The following is a 25577-nucleotide window of genomic DNA, read 5'->3' as shown; positions in this document are numbered from 1 at the left end:
CCCGGATGCAATCCCCGCCATTCAGTCACCCGAATGGTGTTTGGTTAGGAAGCGGTCGAGCTGGTTGGCAAACGCTTGACGGTCACGCTGATTGAGCGGCGCCGGCCCGCCGCTGACCACGCCGCTGCTGCGCAGTTCGTCCATCAGGTTGCGCATCGCCAGACGCTGCCGGATGTTGTCCTCGGAATAGAACTCACCCCGGGGGTTGAGGGCGTAGGCGCCCTTCTTCACCACCTCGGAGGCGAGCGGGATATCCGCGGTAACCACCAGGTCCCCGGGCTGGAGCAAAAGGACGATCTGGTTGTCCGCTACGTCGAAACCGGGGGCCACCTGAATGGCCTTGATGTACCGGGACGGCGGAACCCGCAGGGGCTGATTCGCCACCAGCGTCAGCTCGACGCGCACCCGCTCCGCGGCGCGGAACAGAATTTCCTTCACTACCGCCGGACACGCGTCCGCGTCAATCCATACCCGCATGGACGCGACCCCTCTGAACACCCCATGGCGCAGGCATGCGCATGGGCCGGGCGTACCGGCCGGGCGCCCGGGCCGGGTGCGGCGAATCCGACAAGCCGGCCGCACCACGGCGCCTGGACTGCACACCAAGCGCCGCAGGATGCCCGCGCGGATGCCCCCCGGCGCCCCGGACGGGGATGACACACGCCATCACGGCGCACCGCCAACGTGGTCACGGATCACCGCCAGGAAATCCCCGCCATAGGCCGCGAGCTTACGCTCTCCGATCCCCGGCAGCCGCGCCATCCCCGCCAGGGTGTCCGGGTGCTGTTCCACCATCTCGCGGAGCGTTGCGTCATGGAAGATCACATAGGCGGGCACCCCCTGGACCTCCGCCAGTTCCTGACGGCGGCGGCGCAGCGCCGCCCAGAGGGTCTGCTGTGCCGCGGTGGCAAAAACGGCGGCCACGCGGTCGCGGCGCGCGGCCTTGGCGGCCTTCGCCACTTCGCGCAACATGAGCCGCTGTTCCCCGCGCAGCACCGGGCGGCTGGCCTCAGTCAGCGCCAGACCACCGTGCCCCTCCAGATCCACCGCCAGCAATCCGCGGGCGATCAACTGACGAAACAGGTTGCGCCAGCCGATCTGGTCCAGTTCGGTCCCGATGCCGTAGGTACTGAGCCGATCGTGTCCCCAACGCTGCACACGTTCATTGCGTGCGCCCAGCAACACGTCGATGAGATGGTTCACTCCGAAGCGTTGACCGGTGCGGTGCACGCAGGACAGGGCTTTCTGGGCAGCAGTAGTGGCGTCCCAAGTCTGTGGCGGCTCCAAACAGGTATCGCAGTTGCCGCAGGGCCGTTCCAGAGGGTCATCGAAATAGCGTAGCAGGGCCTGGCGACGGCAACTGGTCAGCTCGCAGAACCCCAGCATCGCCTCCAACTTGTGGCGTTCGACCCGCTTGTGGGCCTCAGCGGCATCGGAACCCTCCTGCATGCGCCGCAGCGTGATGACGTCCTGCAGGCCATACACCATCCAGGCATCCGCCGGGAGACCGTCGCGCCCGGCGCGCCCAGTCTCCTGATAGTAGGACTCCAGGCTCCTGGGCAGGTTGAGATGGGCAACGAAACGCACGTCCGGTTTGTCGATGCCCATTCCAAAGGCGATAGTGGCCACGATGATCACCCCGTCCTCCCGCACGAAGCGCTGCTGATGGCGCTGCCGCGCCTCGGAGCCCATTCCGGCGTGATAGGGCAGCGCCAGCAGCCCGTTGCCGGCCAGCCAAGCGGCGATTTCCTCCACCCGCTTGCGGGACAAGCAGTAGACGATACCGGCCTCCCCGTCATGTTCGGTGCGGATGAAGCGCAGCAGGGCCTCCCTGGCGTTGCCGGGGTTCTCCATGATGCGATAGCGGATGTTGGGACGGTCGAAACCGCTCACGAACGACCGCGCACCCTGCAATCCCAGTCGCTCAACGATCTCGCGCCGCGTAGGGACATCGGCGGTCGCGGTAAGCGCGATCCTTGGCACACCGGGAAAACGCTCGTGCAGCACCGACAGCTGGATATATTCGGGGCGGAAGTCGTGGCCCCATTGGGAGACGCAGTGCGCCTCGTCGATGGCGAACAGCGCGATTGGCACCCGTTCCAGCAGGTCGAGGGTCCGGTCCATCAGCAGGCGTTCCGGCGCCACGTAGAGCAAATCCAACCGTCCCCCCAGCAACGCGGCCTCCACCGCACGCGCCTCATCCTGGCTCAGCGAGGAATTCAGGAACGCGGCGCGCACACCGGACTGGCGCAATGCCGTGACCTGATCCTGCATCAGGGCGATCAGGGGTGAGACGACGATCGCGGTGCCGGAACGGGCCAGGGCCGGAATCTGATAGCAAAGGGACTTTCCCCCACCGGTGGGCATCAGCACCAGCGCGTCACCACCGCCGATGACGTGGTCGATAATCTCCCTCTGGTGGAGCCGGAACCCGTCATAGCCGAACACACGGCGCAGGATGTCGCGGGCCCGATGCTCCGGGGTTTCATCAGGCTGGATGGACGGCAAGGACCGGCTCCCGGCTGTGGGGGACTATGGACGGGACCATGCTACCGGGCTTGCGGGGACGTTTGCCAGGACTAGACCCGGATTGCCCACGGGTGTCCGTCGTCCAGGCATTGCGGCGCCGCGGGACCGCGCGCAGAGGGTCCCCGCAGCCGACGCGGACGGCGGCAATCGCGGCCGGAAACCGGCGACAAACACGAGCTAGTGTGGCGTGGCCGGCGTTCGTGCCTGCGGTGGCAGATCGGCCCGTAGGGAGGAACCGGCGCTGGCGGTAACATCCGGCGGTGGCGCGGCGCTGTTGGCATCCACGCCATAGGGCAGGAAACCGTAAGGTTGCGCCGGCACCGCGGCCAGAATCCGATGCAGCGTGGGTGATCCCACAGAAACCGGCGTCGGCAATGAATCCACGCGCCCGGCCAAACGCCGCACCCGGGACCAGTCCACGGACCAATGCTGACCGGTGTGCACCATATAGGCCGTGATGGCATCGATGGTGCGCTGCAGATCCGACCCCCCATGCTGGTAGCTGTGCAGAGGCGGAAAGGTCTCCAGGTACAAGGTGATTCCGCTGCGCTGGCCCACCAGGTCGGGCGCGTCGATGATACGCACCGGCGTACCCACGCGCACCGCGCGAAACAGGGTCACGGCATCCTCCGGAAACAGGTGGAAGCAGCCGTGGCTCGGCCGCATCCCCACCCCCCAGGGCCGGCTGGTCCCATGGATGTAGATCTCCGGGAACCCGGTCTGCAACGCCAGCTCCCCCATCGGGTTCTCGGGCCCGGGGGGCACCACCTTGGGCAGCGGATCACCTTGCCGGGCGTGCTGCAGGCGGATGTCTTCGGGCACCACCCAGCGTGGCATCCGCTGTTTGGCTACGATCCGGGTACGGCCGAGCGGGTCCGGCCAGCCGTGCTGGAAGATACCCACGGGAAAGGTATACACGCGCGCCACGGGGTTGCGCTTCGTAACCGGCGGAAAATAGAACAGCCGGCGTGCGGGCAGGTTGACGATGATCCCCACCCAGGGCTTGGGCGGCAGTACATATTCCGTGGGTACCACCACCCGGGTGCCGGCCCCGGGCAACCAGGGGTTCACATCGGGATTAGCCCCTACGATCTCGTTGTAACCCACGTCGTAGTGGCGCGCGATATCCAAAAGCGTCGTATCGGCGCGTGCCGTGACCACCCTGATGTGCCCCACCACGTTGGCCGCGCCGCTGGGATAGGGAAAGGACGCCGCGCGGCAGCGGGTCGCCGCCCCCCCGAGGGTCAGTGCGATCCCGATCCCGGCCAAGGCACACGCTCGCAGCGCCGCAGGGACCACACCCCGCGTTTTCAGATCCATGGACAACACCTCGGGATTCCCGTCGCCGGCGGGCCGGACCCCCACGGGCCCGGCCGCTGCGGACCGCTAATCGCCACCCTCACCCGGAGGAGCCGCACCGGGGGGCGGTGGTGGGTAATCGCGCGCGCCGGGTGGCGGAGGCGGCGGATAATGGGGACTGCGGCGCGGCGCGCCCCGGAAGCCTCCACGCACCGGAATCTGATTTCCCTTCGCGTACATGCACTGCTCATAGGCAAAGTTGTAGCGCTGCTGTATGCCACCGGCGTCCTGGGATCCGTTGGAGGAACCCACCACCGTACCCAGTGCCGCGCCGCTCGCGGCGCCGATCGCCGCGCCCCGGCCCTCCCCCATGGCGGCGCCCAGGGCGCCGCCCAGCAGGGCACCCGCTCCGGCGCTCTCCAGCGTATTCATCTTGGACGCCTGGCCGGCGGTGACGCCGTTGAGCTGGGCGCGAGCATACTGGCGGCACACGGCGTTGTCCTCCTGGAACTGATCGAAGGACTTGCCATGGCCGGGAAGCACCATGACACTGGGACCCGTGGGGATCGTCGCGCAGCCGCCGAGCGACCCCACCGCCGCTACCAGCACCCACGCCGTCAGTCTGTGATTCATACGGATTTCCTCTCGTCAGTTCCGCGGCGCCCGCGGCACCACCTTCATCCAACCCCCCGGACACGTCTTCACATAGGGGTAATAGCCCTTCGGGCCCTCGCAGTAATACCAGAAATACTGCCGCTCCGGCGCAACATACCGGGTCGGCGGGGGCGGCGTCACGATGATGCGGGTCCGCGGCGGATAATAATAGACCGGTGGGGGAGCCCATACCGGGCCCCAGTCGTCACCCCAGTCGTCACCCCAGTCACCGCCGTCACCGCGCCAGCCACCGCGCCAACCGCCGCCGTCACCACGCCACTCATCCCGATCCACCCGGCGCAACCCGAAGCCGCCATAAACCATGGCCGGCCCCCCCGCCATATGCTGCTCGATACGCACGGTCCCGTCCACCAGGGTCGCCGCCCGCACCGGCCCGGTGCCCAACAGGATCACCAACGCCGCCAACGCCAGCCAGCTAGCCTTCATTTCATGCTCCTTCGCCGATTACGGTCGGCACTTCCCAGTCAGTCGCCGCGCCGCGGGGCGGCCGGATCACTACGGCGCCTGGACCGGCTCTGCCTACTCTGACTCCAATAGCGGCCAACGGCCGGCAAACCCATCACTGTCATGGTGGTTGGATCGCGGTGCCGGGCGGGAAGTTCACCGAGGACGCCAGGCTGAGGACGACCGTGACAAAACGACACCACGTCCTATGGCTATGTATGTAGCCATCCACACTACATATTGCCCTAGGTAGGGACCCGAAGACAACACGGCGGGACGCCGCCGGACCCGTGGCGGGCTAGAGAAAAAGGGCTTCGCCTAATCGGAATTGGACCGTGGCGGCCGGTCCGGCGCCGCTGGTACCCGATCGTTCGGACCGCCTACCGGGTACCCGCATGGTCCACCGGAAGTGGCGACCTCGCCCATACGGGGCAGAACCTGAGCCGCGCCCCGTCCAACGGGGCTCCGACCACGCAGGGTCACGACGATCCGGGGGTAGGCTTAGGGCCGGCGCCACGGCTTACCCAGCCCTCAGGCGTGGGCAGGCGGGCGATGCCAGTGCAGGTACAGGGCCGGGATCAGGTTGGTGCTCAGCAGCGAACTCCACACCACACCGCCCAGGATCACCAGCGCCAAGCCCTGCTCCGGCGCGGCGCCCAGACCCCAACCCAGGGCGGTGGGCAGCATTCCCAGTATCGCGGTGAGGGTGGTCAGCAGAATCGGCCGGAACCGCACCCGCACCGCCTCGCGGATGGCTGCCTCGACGTCCATGCCATCCATCTCGTTGCGCCGCGCGCGGTGCAGCAGCACGATCCCGTGGTTGAGACTGATCCCCACCAGGGTCAGGATGCCCACCAGGCCGATGGCGTTCAATCCGCGGCCACTGACCGCCAGGGTGAGCGCGGCGCCGGTAAACGCCAACGGCATCTGCAGGAGCAGGATTCCCGGCAGGCGCAGCCCGTCGAACTGCAATATCAGGATGCCCACCATCAGCGCGAAGGCCCCCAGCGCCGCGATGCCGAGGCCGGCCGCGGCCTTCTCCAGGCGCGGGAACAGCCCACCGAACGCCACCCGATACCCGGCGGGCAGATGCAGGGACTTGAGGGCCGCGCGCGCCTCCGTGACGGCACTTCCCAAAGACCCGGTGGGCGTGCCCAGAATATCCAGCGCGCGTGCGCCGTTCACGTGGCGGATCTGGTTGGGTCCAGCCACCAGCGTGAGCTGCGCCAACTGTCCCAATGGCGTCCAGCCCTTGTCGGTGTGGATCAACAAGGCCGCGAGGCCCTGCAGCCCCAGGTGCGGTGCATCCGCCAGCCGCTCGTAGAGGTCAAGGTGGTAGTTGCCCTGGGGTATGCGCGCCACCACCTCGCCGCCGAGCGCCGGGCGCAGTTGCGCGTAGAGCGCCGCCGGGGTCACACCGTACAAGGCCAAGGCCGCGGTCCGCGGGCGGATCTGGAGTTGGGTGACGGGATAGGCGTCGTTGTTGAACAGGTCCGCCAACGCCGGGACGCCACGCAGGCGTTGCACCACTTCCTTGGACAGGCGGCGCAGTTCCGGGATGTGGCTCCCGAACAAGCGGATCACGAACGGTTGCGGCAAGCCCGACAGGCTCTCCCCCACTCGTTCGATGGTGGGGGTGTCGACGCTGCGCTGCACCGCCGGGACACGCGACTCGCGCAACAGGCGCGCGGCCAGCGCGTCGAGGCTCTGCACCGCCACCTTGGGCTTGAGCACCACCTGGATCTCACCGGCGAAGTTGTGCTCGGTGTAGCTGGTCGACCCCGCCGAACCGATGCGCGCGAAGACGTGTTCCACATCCGGATCGGCGCGCAGTTGCCGGGTCATCTGGTTCACCGCGGCCTGGGTCTGGGCCAAGGACGAACCGGGCGGCAGGGTGAAGCTCTCCAGCAGCACGCCTTCGTTGGGCAGCGGGAGAAAGTGGATCGGCACCACCGTCAGGGCCACCAGACTGGCTAGAAACAATGCCACCGCGCCCGCCAAGCTGCCGCGCGGATGGCGCAGGGTCCAGTTCAATAACCGTTGATTCCGATCCGCCAGCCATTCCACCCACGCCGCGCCCGCCGCCCGCTGGTGCGGCTGCGAACCCACCAGGCTCAGCAGCAACGGGATCAAGGTCAAGGAGATGAGCAGCGACGCCAACAGCGACAATCCCATGGCCAAAGCGAAGGGGACAAAGAAGATTCCCGCCAGCCCCCCTACGAACAGTAACGGCAGAAACACGGAGACCGTGGTGAGGGTCCCGGTCACGTCCGGCCCCGCGATGTCCCGCAACCCGCGCGCGACGCCGGCAAGCCCCCCGTCGCCCTGCTCCCAGCGGTGATAGATGCTCTCCAATACGATGATGCCGTCGTCGGCCAGCAGGCCTACCCCCACGGTCAAGGCCCCCAGGGTCAGCAGGTTGAGACTCTGGCCCGCGGCATACAGGCCGGCGATCCCCATCAGCAGGGCCATGGGAATGCTCAGCGCGAGCACCCACACCCCGCGATGCGTGCCGAGCAGGAAGAACAGCACCCCCACTGCGAGCAGTCCGCCGATGAGCAGGTTGCGCACCAGATCGTGGTAGATCAGGCCCACCAGATGCCCCTGGCTGTAGACGCGCGTCCAGCTCGCCCCGCCGGGAAGCTGGGTCTGCAGGCGCTGCAGGGTCTGGGCCACCGCGTGGGTCACCGGCACGGTGGAGGCGCCGGGCTGTTTGAACACAATCATCGCGATGGTGGGCCGGCCATCCAGATCCACCGCGTAGCGGATCGGCACCGGCGCACTCACCACCCGCGCCAGCGCCCCAAGGGGAATCGGGCCCGCCGGCCCCGGCACCGGGACCATGCGCAATTCGCTGGCGCGCTCGGGCAAATGGCGCGCCTCCAGCAACACGGTCTGGTGCCCGATGGACAAATAGCCCGCCGGACCCAGCAGCACCTGCTGATTCAGGGCATGGGTCAGGGCCGCGAAACCCACCCCGTAATGGCGCATCGCCAGCGGATCCGGCTGCACCCACAGGGCCTCGTCGCCGCTGCCAAAGACCTCCACCAGGCGCACGCCGGGCAACGCGCGCAAGGCTGGCACGATGCGGGTCTTGATCGCGCGCTGCACGCGCATGGGCGCGACCCCCGCCGGGATCTGCACCGCGTAGTCCGCCACCTCATCGATGGCCGCACCCATGATCTCCGCGTAGGGACGCGCGCCGGTCGGCAAGCGCGAGCGGGCACGATCCACCGCGCTGTAGACCGCCTGCAAGTCCTGCTCGGCGCTGGTGCCGTTGCGGAACCGCACGTCTGTCTGCACCGTGCCCTCCCCCATCACGGTGCGCAGCATCACCAGATTCGGCAGCGCCAGGAGTTCGCTCTCCAGGGGCCGCGCGATGGTGTTCTCCAGCTCCTCAGCGGTGGCCCCGGGGTAGTGGGTGATGACGCTGATCACGGGATAGTGGAAGTTGGGCAGCACCTCCACCGGGATGTGCAGGAATGCGTAGACGCCGTACACCAGCAGCGCACCGTAGACCAGCACCCAGAGGACCGGGCGCTGCAGAATTCCTCGCACGCTGTCGGGTAGCGCCATGATGCCGGGTCAATCCGGGTTCTGGAAGTGGTGGCTGAAGTCGCGATGAAAACGCCCGTAGGCGCCGTTCACCGCTACCGGCGCGCCGACGCGCAGGTCACCGCGTACCGCGGTCCACGCGCCGGATTCGGGCCCCGGCGTGACCTGCACGCGGCGCTCGCCCTGGGCGTCGTGCGCCAGCACCCACCAAGTGCCGGCGCGCATGATCAGGGCGCCGGTGGGCACCAGCAGCCAGCGCTGCGGCGCACCATCCAATACCAGCGTTCCCGCCTGCCCGTTGACCCAGCCGGCCGACTTCCGGTCCGGTTCGCAACCCACGGCGCGCCCCCCGTCCGGACGCACCGGGTCGAGCACGCTGCGCACCGTCACCAGGAACGACGTGCCTCCGTCCGCAGGCGTGAACGTGCCGTGCATCCCCGGAGTGAGCGCCGCGGCATCGGCGCCGTAGAAGACCCCCTTGATCCACAAGCCGCCTTGCGCCTGTAGACGCAGGAGGGGTGCGCCACGCGCCACCTGTTCCCCATCCACCACGAAGGTCTCTATCACCCGCCCCGCCCCGGGTGCCCGAATCACCGCCCCCGACTCCAGGTAAACAAGGCGGGCGCGCGCCGCCTGCAGCTGCTGGCGCGCTTCGTTCACCTTGACCTGCGCCGCCGCCAGTTCGTTGCGGCTGCTCAACGCCGGGTAGGTGCGCCGCACGGAGGCGAGCCGCTTCTGCGCGAGGACGAGTTCCGAATGGACACCCGCCACTGCGGAGCGTGCCGCTGCGAAGCCGGGACCGGTGAGTCGCGCCAGCAACTGACCATTGCGCACCGCGGTGCCGGGCACCAGGTGAAAGCCGCTCAGGGTACCGTCCAGCAATGCGTGGACGGTGAGGCTGCCGATCGGTTGGATCTGTGCGTAGGCCCGATACTGGGTCGTCAGGGTACGCTGCTGGACCGGCACCCAGTCCCCATCGCCGGCCCACGCCGGGGCGGCGGCCAGACACATTGCCAGGATGACCAGAACCCTCACGGTTCCTCCCTTGCGGGCAAACGGCCCGCCACCAAGTTCAGGCGCACCAACGCGAACCGCAGCTGCGCCGCCGCCCCCAAGGCCTGGATCCGGCTATCCAACCAGTCCTGCTGGGCCAGAAACAACGCCAGGCTCCCCATTCGGCCGGCCCGGTAGCCCGCCTCGCTGTCACGCCAGATCTCCTGCTTGGTACGGCTCACCGCCACCGCGGACCGGTAGGCGGCCAGGGCACCCTGCGCATCGTTCCAGGCCGTCGAGACCGCCTCGCGCACCTCCAGGCGGGTCTGTTGGTACCGCAGATGTGCTGCCTGCCGTTCCAGGCGCGCGGCATCCTCCCGGTCGCGCAGGGTCCCGCCGGCAAACAAGGGTGCGGTCAACTCCAGCCCCGCGCTCCAACCCAGCGTGCGCTGCCGGAGGCTCCCCAGCGTGTCCCAGCCGTAGGCCGCCTGTACCCCGATCTGTGGCAACCGCGCGCCACGCGCCTGGCGCACCAACGCCGACTGCTGACGCTCCTGGCTGCGCGCCATGTGCAAGACTGGCTGATCCCGCAACGCGGCGGTCTCCACCTCTCCCGGTGGCGGCAGGGTGAACGTCTCAGCAACCGGGGTCGCGGCGGGCACCGGTGGTAACGGGGCCAGGCCGGTCATCAGGCTCAGGAGCTGGCGGGCGCCGGCGGCACGCGCGCGCGCCTGGGACTGTGCCCCCTCGGCTTGGCTGAGGGCCGCCTCGGCCCGCAACAGATCAATGCGTGCGCGGTTGCCGGCGGACAAGGCCTGCCGGGTGACCGCGACCACCTTGCGGTTGGTGCGCGCCGCGGCGTCCCACACCCGCGCGGCGGCCTGCGCCGCCTGCAGATCGTAATAGGTCTGGGCCACCGCGAGGGCCACCGTCAGGCGGTTGCGCAGGGCACGGTAGCGGGCGAAGGCCGCGCGCGCGCGCGCGGCATCCACGGCCGCCGTGGCGGCCGGATCGTAAAGAATCTGGTGCAGGACCAGCAATGAGGTGAGTTCCCGGGGCCCATTCGCCGCCACGAAGTCGGTCGTGCCGTTATGGTTGCTGCTGTATAGATCGCCGGCCTGCACGCCCAGCTGCGGAAACAACACCCCGCGGTGGGCCCGCATCCGGAACTCGCCCGCCTTGGTCAAGCGCGCGTCGGCCTGCAAGCTGGGTTGGTGGGCCAGCGCGGTGCGCACTGCGTGCGGGAGGGTCAGGGGCGTGGCGGCCCGGGCGATCGGCGCGACCCCCAGGCAGAGCACCATCAGGGACGGGAGCCACCAGCGGTGCCGGGCATGCCACGGCGCGTTGCGCCGGTCGCGGCAACGCGGTCCGCGGCCGCCGGACCCGCGCGTTGCGGACCGGCCCTCGTCATACGCCGCCACCACGCTACCCGGCGGGTAGCACAGAGCCCCAAGGTAGGACGCGACGGTCAAGGCCGATGGTAGAGCCGGGGTAGGCGGCATTCAGATTCCAGTCAAGTTAGGCGTAGGGCACGGGATTATGCGACCCCGTACGGCCGGCCCAAGGACTCGGACCGCGTCCGGCCGAATAGGTTTCCTGGAAACCGGGGCCGCGGGTAGCCCGAGGCGTCGGTATCCGTCATATTTATGGGTCGCCCACCGTCACACTCGCGAGGCGCGGGGGCCGCCGGCGCGGCTCCCAAAGCGCAATGCCACCGGTGATGCCGAGCGTATTGCGCACCAGCCGCACGTCATCGTCGATCTGGATCGTGACGTGTTTCACATTTCCGCCGCCGATGTAGAGCCGGCGGAAGTTGAACAGTTTGCGCAAGCGCCGGATCGCCTTGGCGAGGCGTTTATTCCACTTCGGGTCCCCGATGTCTTTCCGGGCCGCCTTGCCCAACTGTTCCTCGTAGGTCTCGCCCTTGCGGAACCGGTGATGGCCCAATTCCAAGTTCGGTACCAGGCGCCCGTCCATGAACAAGGACGCGCCCAGGCCGGTACCCAGGGTAAGCACCAGCTCCACGCCGCGCCCCTTGATGGCGCCATAACCCTGGACATCGGCATCGTTGGCGGCATGCACCGGTACCCCCAGGGCCCGGCCCAACTCCGCCGCCAGCGCCACCCCTGCCCAGTCCCCATCCAGATTGGGCGCCGTGCGGACCACATCCTCCACCACCACCCCGGGGAAACCTACCGAGACCCGGTCGAACGGACGCAGTGGCGCCACCAGCGCGAGGATCGCTCCGATCACCGCCTCGGGGGTTGCCGGCCGCGGGGTGGGAACCCGTACCCGTTCACCGCACATGGTCCCGCGCCCGTCCAGGATCGCCGCCTTCAACCCCGAACCACCCACGTCTATGGCCAGCGTCCGAAGATTCTCTGCCGCGCGCTTGTTCATTGGACCTCCTGCCGTTGTCACCGGATCCGGCGCCTGCGCTTACGGGCGCGAGATGAACGGGCTGCCCTTGACGTAGAACCGCAAGTGCCGCCGCGCCCAATATCCAGCATAGTCCACCCCGATGCGCGGGCGTTTGACGATGGTCACCGGCTTGGCCCGTGCCGGCGCGGCGATATACAACGCGTCGCTGACCAGATCATGGGCGTTGAGCCGTTTGTCGATGCCCATGGCCTTGCACAGCAGTCCCGGGCCTTGCGTGCGCGCCTCGATATTCCGTACCGGTTCCAGGGCGCGAAGCAATACCGCCGCGGCATGGCCCGTGTGCTCGGTCACCACGTTCATGCAATAGTACATTCCGTAGATCATATAGACGTAGGCGTGCCCCGGCGGGCCGAACATCACCTTGGTGCGCTCCGTGCGCCCCCGCGAGGAGTGGGCGGCACGGTCGTGTGGCCCCAGGTAGGCCTCCACCTCCACGATACGCCCGATGCGCTCCACGCCACCAGCCACGCGGACCAGGTACTTCCCGAGCAGTTCCGTGGCGACCACCCGCGTATCCCGATCGTAGAATGAGCGTTTCAGCATGCGCATGCGCAGATCCAATAAAGTGCATCCGATGCGCAAGCCCGCCGTGCGCGCATCGCCGCTACCGAGCATCCACTCCGGAACCCAACCACCAGGGTCGAATTTGGAGAATCATCCACGGCGCGCTACCCCCACTTCGGCGCCAGAACGGTGTATCGATCCGGCGCGGCCCGAGCCCCTGGGGACCTACGCCATCCATGCCATGGCCGCCAGACCGGCGCCCAAAACAGCCGCAGCACCTGCCACCGCGAACAGCCAGCGCTTGCGGGTCAGCACGGTAATGGACGCCAGGGAGATCGCGATCTGAATCAGGCCGATCGACTGCTCGGACAGGTGCAGCGGGCGCATCAGATGCTGGCTGCGCGCATCGGTCATGATCGACTTCGCCTCCAGCGCCTCGGCCTGCTGCCGGATCGCCTGCTTCTGTCCCTCGTACTTGGCGGCAAGACTGAGGTAATGCGCCTTCCGGTCCGCCGTCGACATGTCCGCCGCCAGCTCCATCAGGTGCGCCTTCGTGCTCTTGGCCTGATAGAAATTCCATTGATCCGACGCCTTGGTCGCCTCCAGTACCGCCTCGTTTTTCAGGAGCATCGTCTCATTCTGGGTCGCACTGACGTGGTAGCTTACAATCGCTCCGATGGTGGCGAGGATAGCGGTGAAGATCGCCACGTACTGCGCCAACCCGGGGCCCTCATGTTGGGCCAAATGTTCGACCGCGTGCTCGTGGGCCCCATGGACATGAAAACCCTCGCTGGACATACACTCTCCTGTTTGCAGCTCACACTGGGAACGAAAATTGATCCGCCGATCGCCGAACCGAATAAAGTTTGCCACTGCCTCCACCGCTGGGATTGGCCAAGCGTGGCCGGCCAACCATCCGCACCGGGGTGGCCATGTCCCGCGCAAATGTACCGAAACTACCGCGGCGAGGCGGGATCAGGCTTGCGCAGAACCCAGATATACCCTGGCGCTGCCCAGAGAAAATACTTCGCGACGAACGCCGCCAGCCGCGCCTTGGCGCTGCCCGGCCGTATCATGTAGTCGGTCGCAAAACGCTCCGGACGCTCAATGACCGCGCGGGTGTAATCCAACAGGGAATATCTTCGAATCAGACGCTTGAGGCCCCAGTAGCTCAGGTGTTTCTCGTAGTAGAAATCGCCCTTGCGGGCCAGCCTCATATAGAGGTGCGCGAGCGGACGGGGAATCACCGAGAGCAAGGGAAGATCGTAATGGGGTTCGTTCCATCTGAGCCGGTTGCTGGCGGCGAAATAGCAAACCCCGCCGGGTTTCAGTACCCGGTATATCTCCTCCATCATCTTCCCTGCATCTGGAACGTGCTCGTAGACCTGGGATGAAATCACCACATCGAAGGTTCCCTCCGCGAAACGGAGGTTCATCGCGTCTCCGGCCTCGAAGGTAAGATTCGGATTGGAGAAACTGCGCTGCGCGTGCTCGATGGCATCCGCGTCGATATCGATCCCCACCACCGATTTGAAGTGCCGGGATAAATAATCATCGATGATGCCCGCCGAGCCGCCCACATTGAGCACCGAGCGCTGGTTAACGGGACCGTCGAAATAATCCTCCAGCACTGCCACCATGGTCCGCGCCTTGTGCTGGCGGCCGTCCACATCGAACATGGCAGCGCTCTTACTGGAAAATCCGGTCTGATATCCCCGTTCCAAGCAGTGCCCTCCCAGATCGTCCACGCGACCGGCTGCCGCATATCGAGGGGCTCCCGCCGAGTCGCGGGCACGCTAAACGCCGGTCGTATGGGGCGGCCCTTATCATATCCGAATTCATCGTCTTAGGTCGCCGCCGGGCGCGCCGGCAGGGGCCGCTACATCCCCGCAACCCATGGGCCGCGCCGATAGGGCCGGCGTCGCAGCCACATCCGTTGTCCTCGGGACGGGCGAGGCCTATGCTTGGGGAGCGGCCCCACCGGTCCACTTAAGAAGACCGCCATTTCTCTGCTGGCCGCGGGAGGAACCGTATGGGGAAGAGCGACGCAGCGGTCGTGGGCAATGGCAGGGTACCTTGGGTGCCCACGGCCGAACGCGCCACCGTCTTGGCCGTCGCACTCACCATCGCGGGCTTTACGTGGCTGTACCTGATTCACCTGACCGGCGCAATGCCGGCCATGGGCGATTTGGCGCGACACGCGTCCCACCCGGCCGGTGCCATGGCCCACTGGGACATCCAACACGCATTGCTTGTGTTCATCATGTGGGCAGCGATGATGGTCGCGATGATGCTGCCTGGGGCCATACCGATGCTGCTGCTGTTCCTCGCGGTCAGCCGCCGGCAGCGCGGCCGGCCGGGCCACTACCTCCGGGTGTTGCTGTTCGCATCCGGCTACATCCTGGTCTGGAGCGGATTCTCGCTGGTCGCAACCTTATTGGAGTGGCGCCTGGAATCCACCCGGTTGCTTGCACCGATGGGCGCCATCCCGCAAGCCGCCCTGGGCGGATTGGTGCTCGCGGCCGCCGGCGCCTACCAGTGGACACCACTCAAGACACGGTGCCTGCACGCATGCCAAACGCCGTTGACCTTCGTGCTGACCCGCTGGCGCCCCGGACCGCGCGGGGCGTGGCGCATGGGTCTGACGCATGGGGCCTACTGCGTCGGCTGCTGCTGGGCGCTGATGGGACTGCTGTTCGTGGGGGGAGTGATGAACCTGTTATGGGCCGCACTCCTATCCATTTTCGTGCTGGCCGAGAAGCTCGTTCCGGGCCGCTGGACGGCACGGATTTCCGGTGCATTGCTGATCGGGTGGGGTGGCTGGGTGCTTCTGGCTCCGGTATCGATGGATGCGTGAACGGATCCGGGATGAGCACCTGACCGCACGATGCACTTCATAGGGAACGCATAAGGGGAATGACCATGAAATACGTGGATTGGAGCATCGAAGGACCGGAGATCTCGACCTGCAACTGCGACTGGGGTTGTCCCTGTCAGTTCAACGCACTGCCTACCCATGGGGATTGCCGCGCGGCGGTGGCGATGCAGATCGAAAAAGGCCACTTCGGCGACGTGCGCCTGGACGGGCTGCGCTGGGTCAGCCTGCTGGCCTGGCCCGGACCCATACACGAGGGTCGCGGGGAGTGCCTCCCCATCGTGGACGAGCGCGCCGACTCACGTCAGCGCGAGGCGTTACTCACTATCCTTTCGGGCAAGGAAACCGAACCCGGCGCAACGATGTTCAATGTATTCGCGTCCATGATCGACACCATCCACGATCCACGCTTCGCGCCGATCGAGTTTGAATGCGATCTGGCCAACTGCACCGGACGCTTTGCGGTAGCGGGCATCGTCAAAGCCAGCGGTGAGCCGATCCGCAATCCGGTGTCAGGGATCGCCCATCCTGCCCGCGTAACGCTGCCGGAAGGCTTCGAGTACCGCGAGGCGATGTTCGGTTCCAGCACCACTCAGGCCGGGCCCCCGATTCCGCTGGACTGGAAGAATGCACATGGCCATTTCACGATGCTGCACTTGACCCCCTACGGACCCGTGGCCTGAGTGCCGGGGACGCGCGGGGCGGGCACGGCGGCATGGCCCTGTAGCCCTCGAGCCGCTTCACTCAGCGGCCGGCGGCGGCGGGCGTCCGCTCCATACGACCCGCACCGTAAGGCCGCCGGCGGGCGCATCCTCCAGCCGCACCTCGGCGCCGTGCCGCCCGGCCACTGCGCGTACGATCGCGAGCCCCAGCCCGGCGCCCGGACCCGCAGCGTCGCGACTCCGGTAGAAACGTTCAAACACCCGGGCGCGATCCGCGGTGGGGATGCCCGGCCCCGTGTCCGAGACCGTTAGCCAGGGACCTTCCGGGCCGGCACCACTGGCAAGATCCACCTGGCCCCCGGGCGGGGTGTAGCGCACCGCGTTCTCGATCAGATTGGAGAGCAGGGTATCCAGGGCCGGCGCGTCACCGGAGACGCGCACTCCGGGCTGCTCCGCGGCTACTCCGAGATCCACGCCCTTGGACTCCGCCAGTGCCAAGTGACGGGCTGCAACGCTGCGGACCAGCGCGGCCAGCGCCACCGGCTGAAACGGGTGTCCGGTCTCCCCCGGTTCGCTGCGCGCCAAGGTCAGGAGTTGCTCAACCACGCGCTTGGCGCGGCGCAATCCGGCATCCAGATCAGCAAGCGCTGCGGCGCGTTCGCGCGCGCCCGGCGCGCGCCCGGCAAGTTGTGCCTGCAAGGTAATCGCCGCAAGCGGCGTGCGCAGTTCGTGGGCGGCGTCCGCAACAAACGCGCGCTGCGCGCCGAGCGCTGCGCCCAGCCGCGCAAGCAGACCGTTCAGCGCGCGCACCAGCGGCAGGGCCTCGAGGGGCACGCCGTCCTCGCCTAGCGGATGCAGATCCCCGGCGTCGCGCCTGCCTACCGAATCGGCCAGCCCGGCGAGCGGCGCAAGGCCGCGCCCGACCAGCCCCCACACCAGCAGCCCCATCACCGGCAACAATACGAAGAACGGCGACACCACGCGCAACGCCGCGTGTGCCGCGGTCTCCTCGCGCTCATCCAGCGACTGCGCCACCTCGATGACGTGCCCGCGGTTCGTGGTCGCATAGACCCGCCATGTCGCCGCTCCGGAACGTATGCTGGAATATCCCATGCGCGGCGGCGGTGCAAGCGCGCTCGCGGGCGCAGAAGAATAGAGGCGCCGCCCGTCCACCGTGAACACCTGCACCACGATATCGGTGTCCTCGCGCTCGTCGTCCGTATCGATGTTTGGAGCGCCCCGGAAGTCGCCGTCGCGCAAGGAGATCGCGAGTTGGCGCAGTTGGGAATCGAAACGCTCATCGGCTTCGCTGCGCGCCACCCGGTAGGTGGCATAGGCGCCGGCGAGCAACGCCAGCGTCAAAGCCGCGAGCAAGGCGAACAGCAGGCGGCTGCGAATCGACCTCACGGGTGATCCGGAACCAGCCAACCCACCCCGCGCAGGTTACGGATCCACTCCGCGCCGAGTTTGCGGCGCAGGGCGTGTATGTGGACCTCGACGGCGTTGCTCTCCACTTCCTGCCCCCATCCGTAGAGGCGGTCCTCGAGCTCGGCGCGCGACAGCGGCCGTCCCGGGCGTTCCATGAGGATCCGCAACAGCGCGAACTCACGGGCCGAGAGCGCCACCAGATCTTTCCGCAACCACACCTCGTGCGCCGCCGGGTCGAGGCGCAGGTCTCCAATTTCCAGTTGCGGGCTCGCCCGCCCGTCCTTGCGCCGCAGCAGCGCCCGCACCCGGGCGCTGAGTTCATCCAGGTCAAAGGGTTTGACCAGATAGTCGTCGGCGCCTGCATCCAGCCCGCGCACCCGGTCGGCGACCGCGTCGCGCGCGGTGATCACCAGGACCGGTGCCCGATCCTGGCGCTTGCGCAACTCGGCCAGCAGTTCGAGCCCGTCCTTGCGCGGCAACCCTAGATCCAGCACCACCAGATCATAGCCGACATCCTGCAGCGCCCGCCCGGCGGCCAGCCCGTCCCGGACCCAATCGGCCGCATAGCCCTCGCCCTGCAGGCCGAGCTGCACGGCCGCGCCGATCATCGCGTCGTCCTCGACGACCAATACCCGCACCGGGTGTCCCCCAACCTTGCCGAAACTTAAGAGCCGCCGGCTTCCACGCGCGCCGGCAGCGAAGCTGAGCCACCGCGTCCTCCGGCCGTGCCGCCACCCAATGCCGCCGGATAAGCGGCCACGACCAGCGGTCGCGGCCGCGCGGATCAATCCGGGTTCGGACCCTCCGCGCTGTTCTCCAACACCCGGCCGGTGCGCGCATCGACCCCGACCTCATGGGTCACCCCATTGTGCTGGATATCAAAAGAATAGCGCAGACCGCTGCCGCCCTTCTCACTCTCCAGCTCGGCATCGGTGACCTTGCCAGGATAGGCCTTGAGCGCGATGTCGCGGGCCTGTTCCTTCGTGATCTGCGCGCCCTCGTGCGAATGCTCCCCGGCCGAGGCTAGCGCCCACGCGCTTCCAAACGCCAGTGCCGTGCCCATCAAACCGGCCACCACCAGGCGCTTGCCGTTTCCACGTCGAGTCGTATCAGTCATTTTCTATCCCTCCGGATCTGTTGTTCCCAAGTCCGGCCGGATACCCATCCGACCGTCGAGACACAGGATAAGGGGCGGGAATTAAGCCAGCCTTAACGGCCTACCAGCCACACCTCGACCCGGGCCAGCGGCCCGCAGGGCCCCGTACGGAGCCCTATTGCCTAATCGAGACGTGTCTTCACGAGCCGGGTACCCGGGACCACAGAAAGCGAATGACTCTTCCCCCGTCGCTGGCAGGAAGCTTCAGAATCTTTGCGAACAGGCGCGCATCCATTGAACAGGCCTTCACGTCGTCGATTGCCGCCGCACCCGGATATAGGAGAGCCCGCGGGTCGGCCCCCGTTTCTTGCCGCAACTGCCCATAGATTGGCCCCAATGCGGGCATCACCTCGGATTCGCCGGGTATGGGTTGCGGGTGTTCCGCTGCAGTCGCGATGATCTCGGTCAGCGCCATCAGAGCCCGCTCCCGAAGTCTCCTGGGGAAAAGCTCCTGGCCATTGAGCGGTCTGGACAGATCCGGATCGAGAACCCGGTAACAATCCGCGCCCCCGGAGGCGCTGAGCGCGTGCATTTCGGCCAGCACGACCTTGAGGTAGGCAACCGCTGCTGCGTTGGACGCATTCGGTAGCCGCTGTTGGGCAAGCCCGGCTAGGTGGTTACTCACCAACTCCAGGATCGCCTGATCGTCCACCGACCGGTCGAGGGCGCCTCTGACAAAGGTCAGCACGCTCGCGTAAGTCTGTGGGTCAGACCGCCTCAGCACCGCGAGTTGCGGCAGCGATTCGGCCTCGCGGACGTTGGCCCAGACATTCAGCTTGGGGAATACATATTCCCTGGACAAGCCCTGCAAACCCACAAACGAAATCAGCAACACCAGCGCATATGCGCCGCGCTTCTGCTTGCGGTCGCGGACCAGCACCGCTGCGATCGCGAACGCGAGAACTCCGGAAAAAACCGCAAGCGCTGTGCTGATCCAGTTCATCGTCGTACGCGTACCCCCGGCGCCGCCCGAGGTGCCAGCGCCCCGGAGAGGTGATCAACTTCGCTCGTTATTCTACGGTAACACGGGTCCCACAGGAAAATGGTCCGCACCTGGCCCAGCATAGCCCAACAGCACGCGTCCAACGGAAAACCCCACGGCGGACGCCCTACTGCTTCAGGCGATAGCCGGTCTTAAACATCCACCATACCGTCACCAGACACAGCACGAGAAACGCCATTACCACGGACAGGCTCAGGGCGACACTTACATCGGATACCTCGAAGAAGCTCCAACGAAACCCACTGATAAGATATACCACCGGATTAAACAACGTGACGGTCCGCCACGCGGGCGGAAGCATGCTGACCGAGTAAAAACTGCCCCCGAGAAACACCAACGGGGTAATTACCAGCAGTGGAATCAGCTGCAGCTTTTCAAAGTCGCTCGCCCAGAGCCCTATGATAAAACCGAACAGGCTGAATGAGACGCAGGTCAATATCAGAAACGCCGCCATCCAGACTGGGTGTGCGATCCGCAAAGGCACGAAAAAACTCGCGGTTACGAGAATAATCAAGCCTATGATGAGCGACTTGGTGGCTGCAGCCCCCACATAGCCGAGCAGTATTTCAAAGAATGAAACCGGCGCCGACATGACCTCGTAAATGGCACCGGTAAATTTCGGGAAAAAAATACCGAACGATGCGTTTGCAATACTTTGGGTCAGCAGCGCGAGCATCATCAGGCCCGGAACGATGAACAAACCGAACGGCACGCCCTCTACCTGTTCGATGCGCGACCCGATCGCTGAACCGAACACCACGAAGTAGAGCGACGTCGACAAAACCGGGGACGCAAAGCTCTGCAGGAGGGTTTCCCACGCGCGCAACATTTCGTGTTTGTAGATGACTCTAACGGCATAGGTGTTCATGGCTTGCCTTTTACCAAGCTGACGAATATCTCTTCCAGGGAACTCTGGGTGGTTCGCAGGTCCTTGAGCGGCAAACGAGCCGCGTTCATCGCCTGTAGCAATCCGCTGATACCGGTATGTTCCTTATGCGGGTCATAGGTGTAGACCAACTGACTTCCGTCGGCTGACAGTTCCAACGGCCAACCTGACAAGGTGCTTGGGACAGCGCTTAGCGGCTCATCGAGTTCGATTATCATCTGGCGTTTTCCGAGCTTGTGCATCAATGCCAGCTTGCCATCCACCAGCAACAGCTCGCCGTGGTTGATCACCCCTACGCGATCGGCAATCGCCTCGGCCTCTTCAATATAATGCGTGGTCAGGATGATAGTGACGCCGGCAGTGCGTAGCCGGCGCACCAACGCCCACATGTCCTTGCGCAGCTCCACATCCACGCCAGCCGTGGGCTCATCCAAAAACAGCACGGTGGGTTCGTGCGACAACGCCTTACCAATCAAAACCCGACGCTTCATGCCGCCCGACAACGTCATGAGTGCGCTGTCTTTTTTATCCCACAACGAAAGCTCTTTCAGCAGACGCTCGATGTACGCGTGGTCCGGCTTCTTACCGAACAAGCCGCGACTGAAACACAAGGTGTTCCAGACCGAATCGAAGGCGCCCAGCGTCAGTTCCTGGGGCACCAAGCCGATCATGCTACGTGTTATTCGATAACCTGTGACAATGTCATGCCCACCCACCGTTACTGTGCCGCCGCTTGCGCTTACAATTCCGCAGATAATTGAGATCAAGGTGGTCTTGCCGGCGCCATTCGGACCTAGCAGGGCCAAAATCTCACCGCGCTCGATTTCCAGGCTGACATTCTTCAGCGCCTGATAACCATTGGCGTAGGTCTTGGACAGGTTGACGACGGACACGATCGCTTCCGTGGACTTCGCCATCAGCACCACATCCTACGCACAGCGACAGAGAACACGCCACCTTGATTCATCACGCCCCTTTATCGAGAGCCGGACCTGCCTGTTTGAACAGTACCGCCCGACGCGATAAACGGAATCTCTTCCTACTATCGTCAGGCTGCGTTAGTCTAGCGCAACGCATTGAAGTAAAACCGATTGGGCGCCATCGGGTCAAGGCTCGGGTGAAGCCGGCGTTGGTTGTGCGAGCCATGTGCTTGTCGCCCCGACCTTGCAGAGGAATCATGGGTATGAAGTTCCTGAAAGCGTGGTCGTTTAGCTACGCTGGCGCCTTGTTCGCCAAGCATAGGCCGGACCTCGCATGTTTCCCGGAAACCGCTGGGGACTTAAAAGCATAGGGGGTGTGATCATGGGGATCTATACGCTGGCGAACAGCCTGACATTTTAGCCATGTCGCGCTACGCGTCGGATCGCGTTGATCGCCATGGCACCAATCTCGCGACGATGGATCTATTATTAGAACCTATCTCAAAATCGCAGATCGGGCGTTCAGGCAAGGCGCGGGCCCTGCGAGGAACGCAGTTTACACCCAGTAATGAGCACCGCAGCAGGGTCCGCAACGCCGTAGGGCGACCAAGATGCATTTGAGATAGGTTCTAGTGTAGCCACCACTCACGGAGTGCTGGCTATCTCACAACCCGCAGCCTACAGGAGGCACGCTCATGCCCTCGGAAGAAACCCCAGATTTGGTAATCATTCTCATCACAGGACCGGAAAACCCCATGCGGCTTCCTTCTGCGTTCTTCCTCGCCGCCGCAGCCGCGGCCGGGGAACAGAACGTGATCCTCTATTTTACCGGCCCCGCGACTAAACTGCTCAAGTCCGGCGTAGCCGAGCGTATCTTCCCGCTCGAAGGCGGCAAGAGCGTTGCGGACTTCATGAAGCTCGCCGTCGACAACGGCGTGCAACTCATTGGCTGCGCTCAGTCCCTCGATCTCAACGGGATGACACCGGAGGATCTCGCCCAGCCCATGCCGTTGCTCACGCCCACCCAGGCACTACCGAGCCTGGGCGCGGCGGGACGGGTGCTCACTTGGTAGCGCAGCAGTGGAACAATGAGGCTCGGGACCATAAGTTATAGTGCCACCCTCATTACAACGCAGGGGCTGGGACTATCGTTGGTACGCCATATCCCCATGCGCCCCGGCCTGGATATGCCCGCTGGTGCCCCAAGCACCTGCATAAACCTACCGGTCAACGTGGCCGAGTAGCCGCGCGCCGACTGTTCCCGCCCCGTAAGGCGATGGGCACCGCGGAGGGTACCGGCGGACCAGGGCAAGTAGGCGCCGTCGTGGTACAGCGTAACGGTCGGCTCCCGCGTGTTGCACGGAATATTTATCCGGCTGCGGCGTCTTTCCGCAAGACGCCAGCGCGCGGAACACACACTGACGTTGAACAACTCTCGCTGTGCGTACCGCGCACGAAAGATCCGTGCCTGTCAGGAGAGGCCATTGAAGAATAGCGCAAAGGTACGCATCGCGATACTCGCGGCTTCGGCAATATCGCTGGCCCCGGGTACCACTCGGGCAGATAAGCCGCTCACGGTCACGGTTGCGCGCCTTACGCTAGGCACAGCCCTGAAGATGGCGCGCGGCGCGATCTCCGCATGCCGGCATAAAGGCTTCCAAGTAACAGCAACGGTAGTTGATCGCAACGGCATAACCCAAGTTGTCCTGCGGGATACAATTGCGGCGCCGTTGTCGTTGGCAATCAGTTACGACAAGGCCTATACCAGTGCGATGTTTAACGCCAAAGGCACGGTAATGCAGAAGGAGACCCGTCACGCACCCTTGAGCTACGCAGGCGCGCACCTGCTGTTCGTGGGAGGGTCTATACCCATAGAAGCCGGTGGCGTTTTCTACGGGGCGATAGGCGTCAGCGGCACCCCGAGCGCGCAAACCGACGAAGACTGTGCGGCTGCCGGGCTTAAGACCGTGCATCAGGCGCTTGAGATGCAGTAAGCCCGTTTTCTGGGTAGATCTTTGATAAAGCCGAGCCGAGTGATACCCAACAGTAATATCACCAATAATATCACCCATGGAGGACAACAAATGAAAGCGATCCGCATCGCGTTACCTGCAATTATATCCTTGGTAGCATTGACGTGGCTGCAAACAGCCCGGGCCGAAGATTGGTCGCTATTCAAGAACTACGATTTCAACAAGGCCCAGGTCGTCAAGGAGATCCCATTCGCCAAGCAGCATCTGGTAATTCAAGTAAGCCAGGGCGACCCCGGACGCTGGGGCCTGGTATTGAACAACGTTCATAACGTGATCAAATATTTTGGACAAGACAAGATTCAGGTAGTCGTTGTAGCCTACGGACCGGGGCTCAAGATGCTGTTCAAGAACAGCCCGGACGCGCAGCGGGTTGCTGGCCTTTCAGCAGCCGGGGTCGAGTTCGACGCATGTCACGCCACAATGCTGAGCATCGAGAAGAAAACCGGCCACCTTCCGCCGCTATTGCCTTCCGCGGTCGTAGTCCCGGGCGGCCTCGTGCGCATCATGCAACTTCAGGATCACGGCTACAATTATCTGAAGCCCTGAGTATCGCGAAAACTTCGTAATGTCACTGGGGAAAACAACGGGCCGGAGTACTTGGATGCATGATCGTTCAATTACTCTGGCCCATTGATCCTCATGCCCTTCCGACACCGGCAGCTCAAACCGGTGTTGCGGGCACGGACCTGCCGCGTGCCGCACTAAGCCCACTGGTGGACGGTCCCCACCTTCTGGTTTCCCAACGCCGAAGGTTACCCGCGCCGGAGCGCCGCAGGCGCGTAGGGTACAGAACGGCGTCCCAGTTCTGCGTGGGGTTCGGCGCCTTGTTAGATTTCATGGCGCGCTGCCACAGGAAACATGATTGGCGAAGCCATCTCTTGCCTCCTTCGTAATTTCTGAAAAATCACTTGCAGCGACGCGCTTTACTTCAATTTTCATTGTTTCCGCGGCTGTGGAAATTTGAGCCGCTTGTTCTTCAGTAGCAATAAAAAGAGACACCGGCCGGCCACCCGCCTGATTGGCTGAAGAATTTAGGAGTTTCCGTGCTTGGAGTTCTGAGATTTCTTTGTGCGCAATCGGGACCAATTCCATGCCGAAGATCATCCCCGAAGTCACCTCCATGATTGCCATAGCATTGAAATCTCCGTCTGCTTCTGTACGAATAGGTGCACCGTTTAAGCGGAATAGAATCCACGCTTCGTTCTGGTCGAATGAAGACGGGTCAATAGGCATGGGATTTTCTCTCCTAAAACTTAACGCGAAGTTAAGGGGCGGCGCGCTTTTGCGCACTCCCGCTTGAGCGCAGGGTTATGTTTCATGGACTCAACCCTCAGGAAAGAACACGAAGATTACGCAGCCTTGCTTTGACTGAGGAACGTGCGCTGAACCAGCGGGATTGTGAATGAAAGTACCAGCCGGATAATCGTCGACACCATCGTTAAACACACCAGATACCACGAAGACTTCTTCAGGGCCGGGAGAGTGCGTATCGAGGATCGTGAATTTTGCGCCAGGGTCGATTTCGAGAATTTTGGCCTTCGAGCCGTTCGTACCCTGCCAGAGGATACGCATACGAATCCCTGGAAATATTTCCTTCGCGGGAACGTCGCGCCAATTCGCCGAAACTACACCTTCAAGGTTAATCACCATCGCTCTCCTTTGACTGATGCAACATAACGTTACGGTAAGGGGCGCGCCGCTAACGAAGGCCAAACGAATCCGCCGAACCTTGATAAAAAAACCCGGGCTTCAAAACCGCCAAATGGCGGCGCGTCCCTTTGCCCGATTCGTTATGCGTTTGGTTTAGGAATAACACAGCCGCACTTTCCCTTGTTTTCCGAATAGTGCCCACAAAGACCATACCTCGTAAAGTGATTTAGCCACGCACACAAGTCATTTGATCTTTACGATTCGAAGGAACCCAGAAGGACCCCATTCTTTACCGACCGACTATTGAGGCAGTTAATGCTATGCAGTAAGCTTTTATTTACTCGGGCCGAAATATCGGGTGGGTCACAGTGTCCCGGAAAATCGGTCCCGAAAACGACGCGGGAGATGGGTGGGCAGTCATGAGCAAGCGATTCCTGAGGTGGGCTGAGACCTGGATCGAGGAAAACATTCCTCCCGGCGCCAATCCCGACATCGAGAGCCACGAAGCGCGGGCAGGGCGGCT

Annotated in this window: 24 protein-coding genes and 1 pseudogene; 6 read left to right on the top strand and 19 right to left on the bottom strand. The window is 64.6% G+C overall.

All coding sequences use genetic code 11. From position 1 onward, the window contains the following. Positions 1–21: 21 nt before the first annotated feature. The 12 genes and pseudogenes from B7Z66_07720 to B7Z66_07665 all read right to left on the bottom strand — a co-directional run bounded on the left by B7Z66_07720 (position 22) and on the right by B7Z66_07665 (position 14189). Positions 22–477: a DUF188 domain-containing protein gene (locus B7Z66_07720; GenBank protein OYV76663.1), complete on the bottom strand. Its 456-nt coding sequence runs from the start codon at positions 475–477 to the stop codon at positions 22–24. 189 nt (positions 478–666) lie between these two features. Then, positions 667–2508: a DNA helicase RecQ gene (locus B7Z66_07715; protein ID OYV76662.1), complete on the bottom strand. Its 1842-nt coding sequence runs from the start codon at positions 2506–2508 to the stop codon at positions 667–669. Positions 2509–2706: 198 nt separating this feature from the next. Next, a complete protein-coding gene (locus tag B7Z66_07710; GenBank protein ID OYV76698.1) occupies positions 2707–3843 on the bottom strand; it encodes a L,D-transpeptidase in 1137 nt (378 codons plus the stop codon). A gap of 72 nt (positions 3844–3915) precedes the next feature. Next, a complete protein-coding gene (locus tag B7Z66_07705; protein OYV76661.1) occupies positions 3916–4461 on the bottom strand; it encodes a hypothetical protein in 546 nt (181 codons plus the stop codon). Between the two features lie 15 nt (positions 4462–4476). After that, a pseudogene (locus B7Z66_07700) lies at positions 4477–4799 on the bottom strand (hypothetical protein). A gap of 679 nt (positions 4800–5478) precedes the next feature. After that, positions 5479–8523, bottom strand: a complete 3045-nt coding sequence (locus tag B7Z66_07695) for an acriflavine resistance protein B (protein ID OYV76660.1) — start codon at positions 8521–8523, stop codon at positions 5479–5481. A 9-nt stretch (positions 8524–8532) separates the two neighbouring features. Then, positions 8533–9537 (bottom strand): hypothetical protein, encoded by a 1005-nt coding sequence (locus B7Z66_07690; GenBank protein OYV76659.1) that lies wholly within the window; start codon positions 9535–9537, stop codon positions 8533–8535. Beyond that, positions 9534–10916, bottom strand: coding sequence for a hypothetical protein (locus B7Z66_07685; protein OYV76658.1), 1383 nt, complete (start codon positions 10914–10916; stop codon positions 9534–9536). Before B7Z66_07685 ends, B7Z66_07690 begins: the two co-directional genes overlap by 4 nt. 223 nt (positions 10917–11139) lie before the next feature. Further along, positions 11140–11895, bottom strand: coding sequence for a chromosome partitioning protein ParA (locus tag B7Z66_07680; protein OYV76657.1), 756 nt, complete (start codon positions 11893–11895; stop codon positions 11140–11142). Positions 11896–11934: 39 nt separating this feature from the next. Further along, positions 11935–12486 (bottom strand): 3-methyladenine DNA glycosylase, encoded by a 552-nt coding sequence (locus B7Z66_07675; protein ID OYV76697.1) that lies wholly within the window; start codon positions 12484–12486, stop codon positions 11935–11937. A gap of 180 nt (positions 12487–12666) precedes the next feature. Further along, positions 12667–13239 carry a hypothetical protein gene (locus tag B7Z66_07670; GenBank protein OYV76656.1) on the bottom strand — a complete coding sequence of 191 codons (573 nt, stop codon included), beginning with the start codon at positions 13237–13239 and terminating at the stop codon, positions 12667–12669. Between the two features lie 158 nt (positions 13240–13397). Further along, positions 13398–14189 carry a hypothetical protein gene (locus tag B7Z66_07665; GenBank protein ID OYV76655.1) on the bottom strand — a complete coding sequence of 264 codons (792 nt, stop codon included), beginning with the start codon at positions 14187–14189 and terminating at the stop codon, positions 13398–13400. Between the two features lie 284 nt (positions 14190–14473). Between B7Z66_07665 and B7Z66_07660 the strand changes: the two genes are divergently transcribed. Together B7Z66_07660 and B7Z66_07655 are read left to right on the top strand one after the other, a co-directional pair. After that, positions 14474–15298, top strand: coding sequence for a hypothetical protein (locus tag B7Z66_07660; GenBank protein OYV76654.1), 825 nt, complete (start codon positions 14474–14476; stop codon positions 15296–15298). A 65-nt stretch (positions 15299–15363) separates the two neighbouring features. Further along, positions 15364–15999 carry a hypothetical protein gene (locus B7Z66_07655; GenBank protein OYV76696.1) on the top strand — a complete coding sequence of 212 codons (636 nt, stop codon included), beginning with the start codon at positions 15364–15366 and terminating at the stop codon, positions 15997–15999. A 57-nt stretch (positions 16000–16056) separates the two neighbouring features. Here the strand turns inward: B7Z66_07655 and B7Z66_07650 are convergent, their stop codons facing one another. The 6 genes from B7Z66_07650 to B7Z66_07625 form a co-directional block, all read right to left on the bottom strand. Beyond that, the gene (locus B7Z66_07650; protein ID OYV76653.1) at positions 16057–17385 is read right to left on the bottom strand and encodes a hypothetical protein; all 1329 of its coding nucleotides are present in this window, start codon (positions 17383–17385) and stop codon (positions 16057–16059) included. Beyond that, a complete protein-coding gene (locus B7Z66_07645) occupies positions 17382–18044 on the bottom strand; it encodes a DNA-binding response regulator (protein ID OYV76652.1) in 663 nt (220 codons plus the stop codon). The genes B7Z66_07650 and B7Z66_07645 overlap by 4 nt, the downstream gene beginning before the upstream one ends. Before the next feature lie 146 nt (positions 18045–18190). After that, a complete protein-coding gene (locus B7Z66_07640; protein ID OYV76651.1) occupies positions 18191–18523 on the bottom strand; it encodes a peptidase M4 in 333 nt (110 codons plus the stop codon). Between the two features lie 178 nt (positions 18524–18701). Continuing rightward, positions 18702–19505 carry a hypothetical protein gene (locus B7Z66_07635; GenBank protein OYV76650.1) on the bottom strand — a complete coding sequence of 268 codons (804 nt, stop codon included), beginning with the start codon at positions 19503–19505 and terminating at the stop codon, positions 18702–18704. Between the two features lie 166 nt (positions 19506–19671). Then, positions 19672–20433: a sugar ABC transporter permease gene (locus tag B7Z66_07630; protein OYV76649.1), complete on the bottom strand. Its 762-nt coding sequence runs from the start codon at positions 20431–20433 to the stop codon at positions 19672–19674. Continuing rightward, on the bottom strand, positions 20430–21368 hold the full coding sequence (locus B7Z66_07625) for a multidrug ABC transporter ATP-binding protein (GenBank protein OYV76695.1): 939 nt from the start codon (positions 21366–21368) through the stop codon (positions 20430–20432). The genes B7Z66_07630 and B7Z66_07625 overlap by 4 nt, the downstream gene beginning before the upstream one ends. 698 nt (positions 21369–22066) lie before the next feature. Here B7Z66_07625 and B7Z66_07620 point away from each other — a divergent pair. From B7Z66_07620 to B7Z66_07610, 3 genes are all read left to right on the top strand, one after another. After that, positions 22067–22444 (top strand): peroxiredoxin, encoded by a 378-nt coding sequence (locus B7Z66_07620; protein OYV76648.1) that lies wholly within the window; start codon positions 22067–22069, stop codon positions 22442–22444. Positions 22445–22855: 411 nt separating this feature from the next. Beyond that, positions 22856–23365 carry an adenosylcobalamin biosynthesis, GlcG-related protein gene (locus B7Z66_07615; protein OYV76647.1) on the top strand — a complete coding sequence of 170 codons (510 nt, stop codon included), beginning with the start codon at positions 22856–22858 and terminating at the stop codon, positions 23363–23365. Positions 23366–23455: 90 nt separating this feature from the next. Further along, positions 23456–23950, top strand: a complete 495-nt coding sequence (locus B7Z66_07610) for a hypothetical protein (protein ID OYV76646.1) — start codon at positions 23456–23458, stop codon at positions 23948–23950. A 777-nt stretch (positions 23951–24727) separates the two neighbouring features. Here the strand turns inward: B7Z66_07610 and B7Z66_07605 are convergent. Next, the gene (locus B7Z66_07605) at positions 24728–25054 is read right to left on the bottom strand and encodes an anti-sigma factor (GenBank protein OYV76645.1); all 327 of its coding nucleotides are present in this window, start codon (positions 25052–25054) and stop codon (positions 24728–24730) included. A 419-nt stretch (positions 25055–25473) separates the two neighbouring features. Here B7Z66_07605 and B7Z66_07600 point away from each other — a divergent pair. Then, the coding region (locus tag B7Z66_07600) for a DUF768 domain-containing protein (GenBank protein ID OYV76644.1) at positions 25474–25577 on the top strand (104 nt) is incomplete at its 3' end.

This window comes from Chromatiales bacterium 21-64-14 (assembly GCA_002255365.1).
GTDB lineage: Bacteria > Pseudomonadota > Gammaproteobacteria > 21-64-14 > 21-64-14 > 21-64-14.
This window is presented reverse-complemented; position numbering and strand designations above follow the sequence as displayed.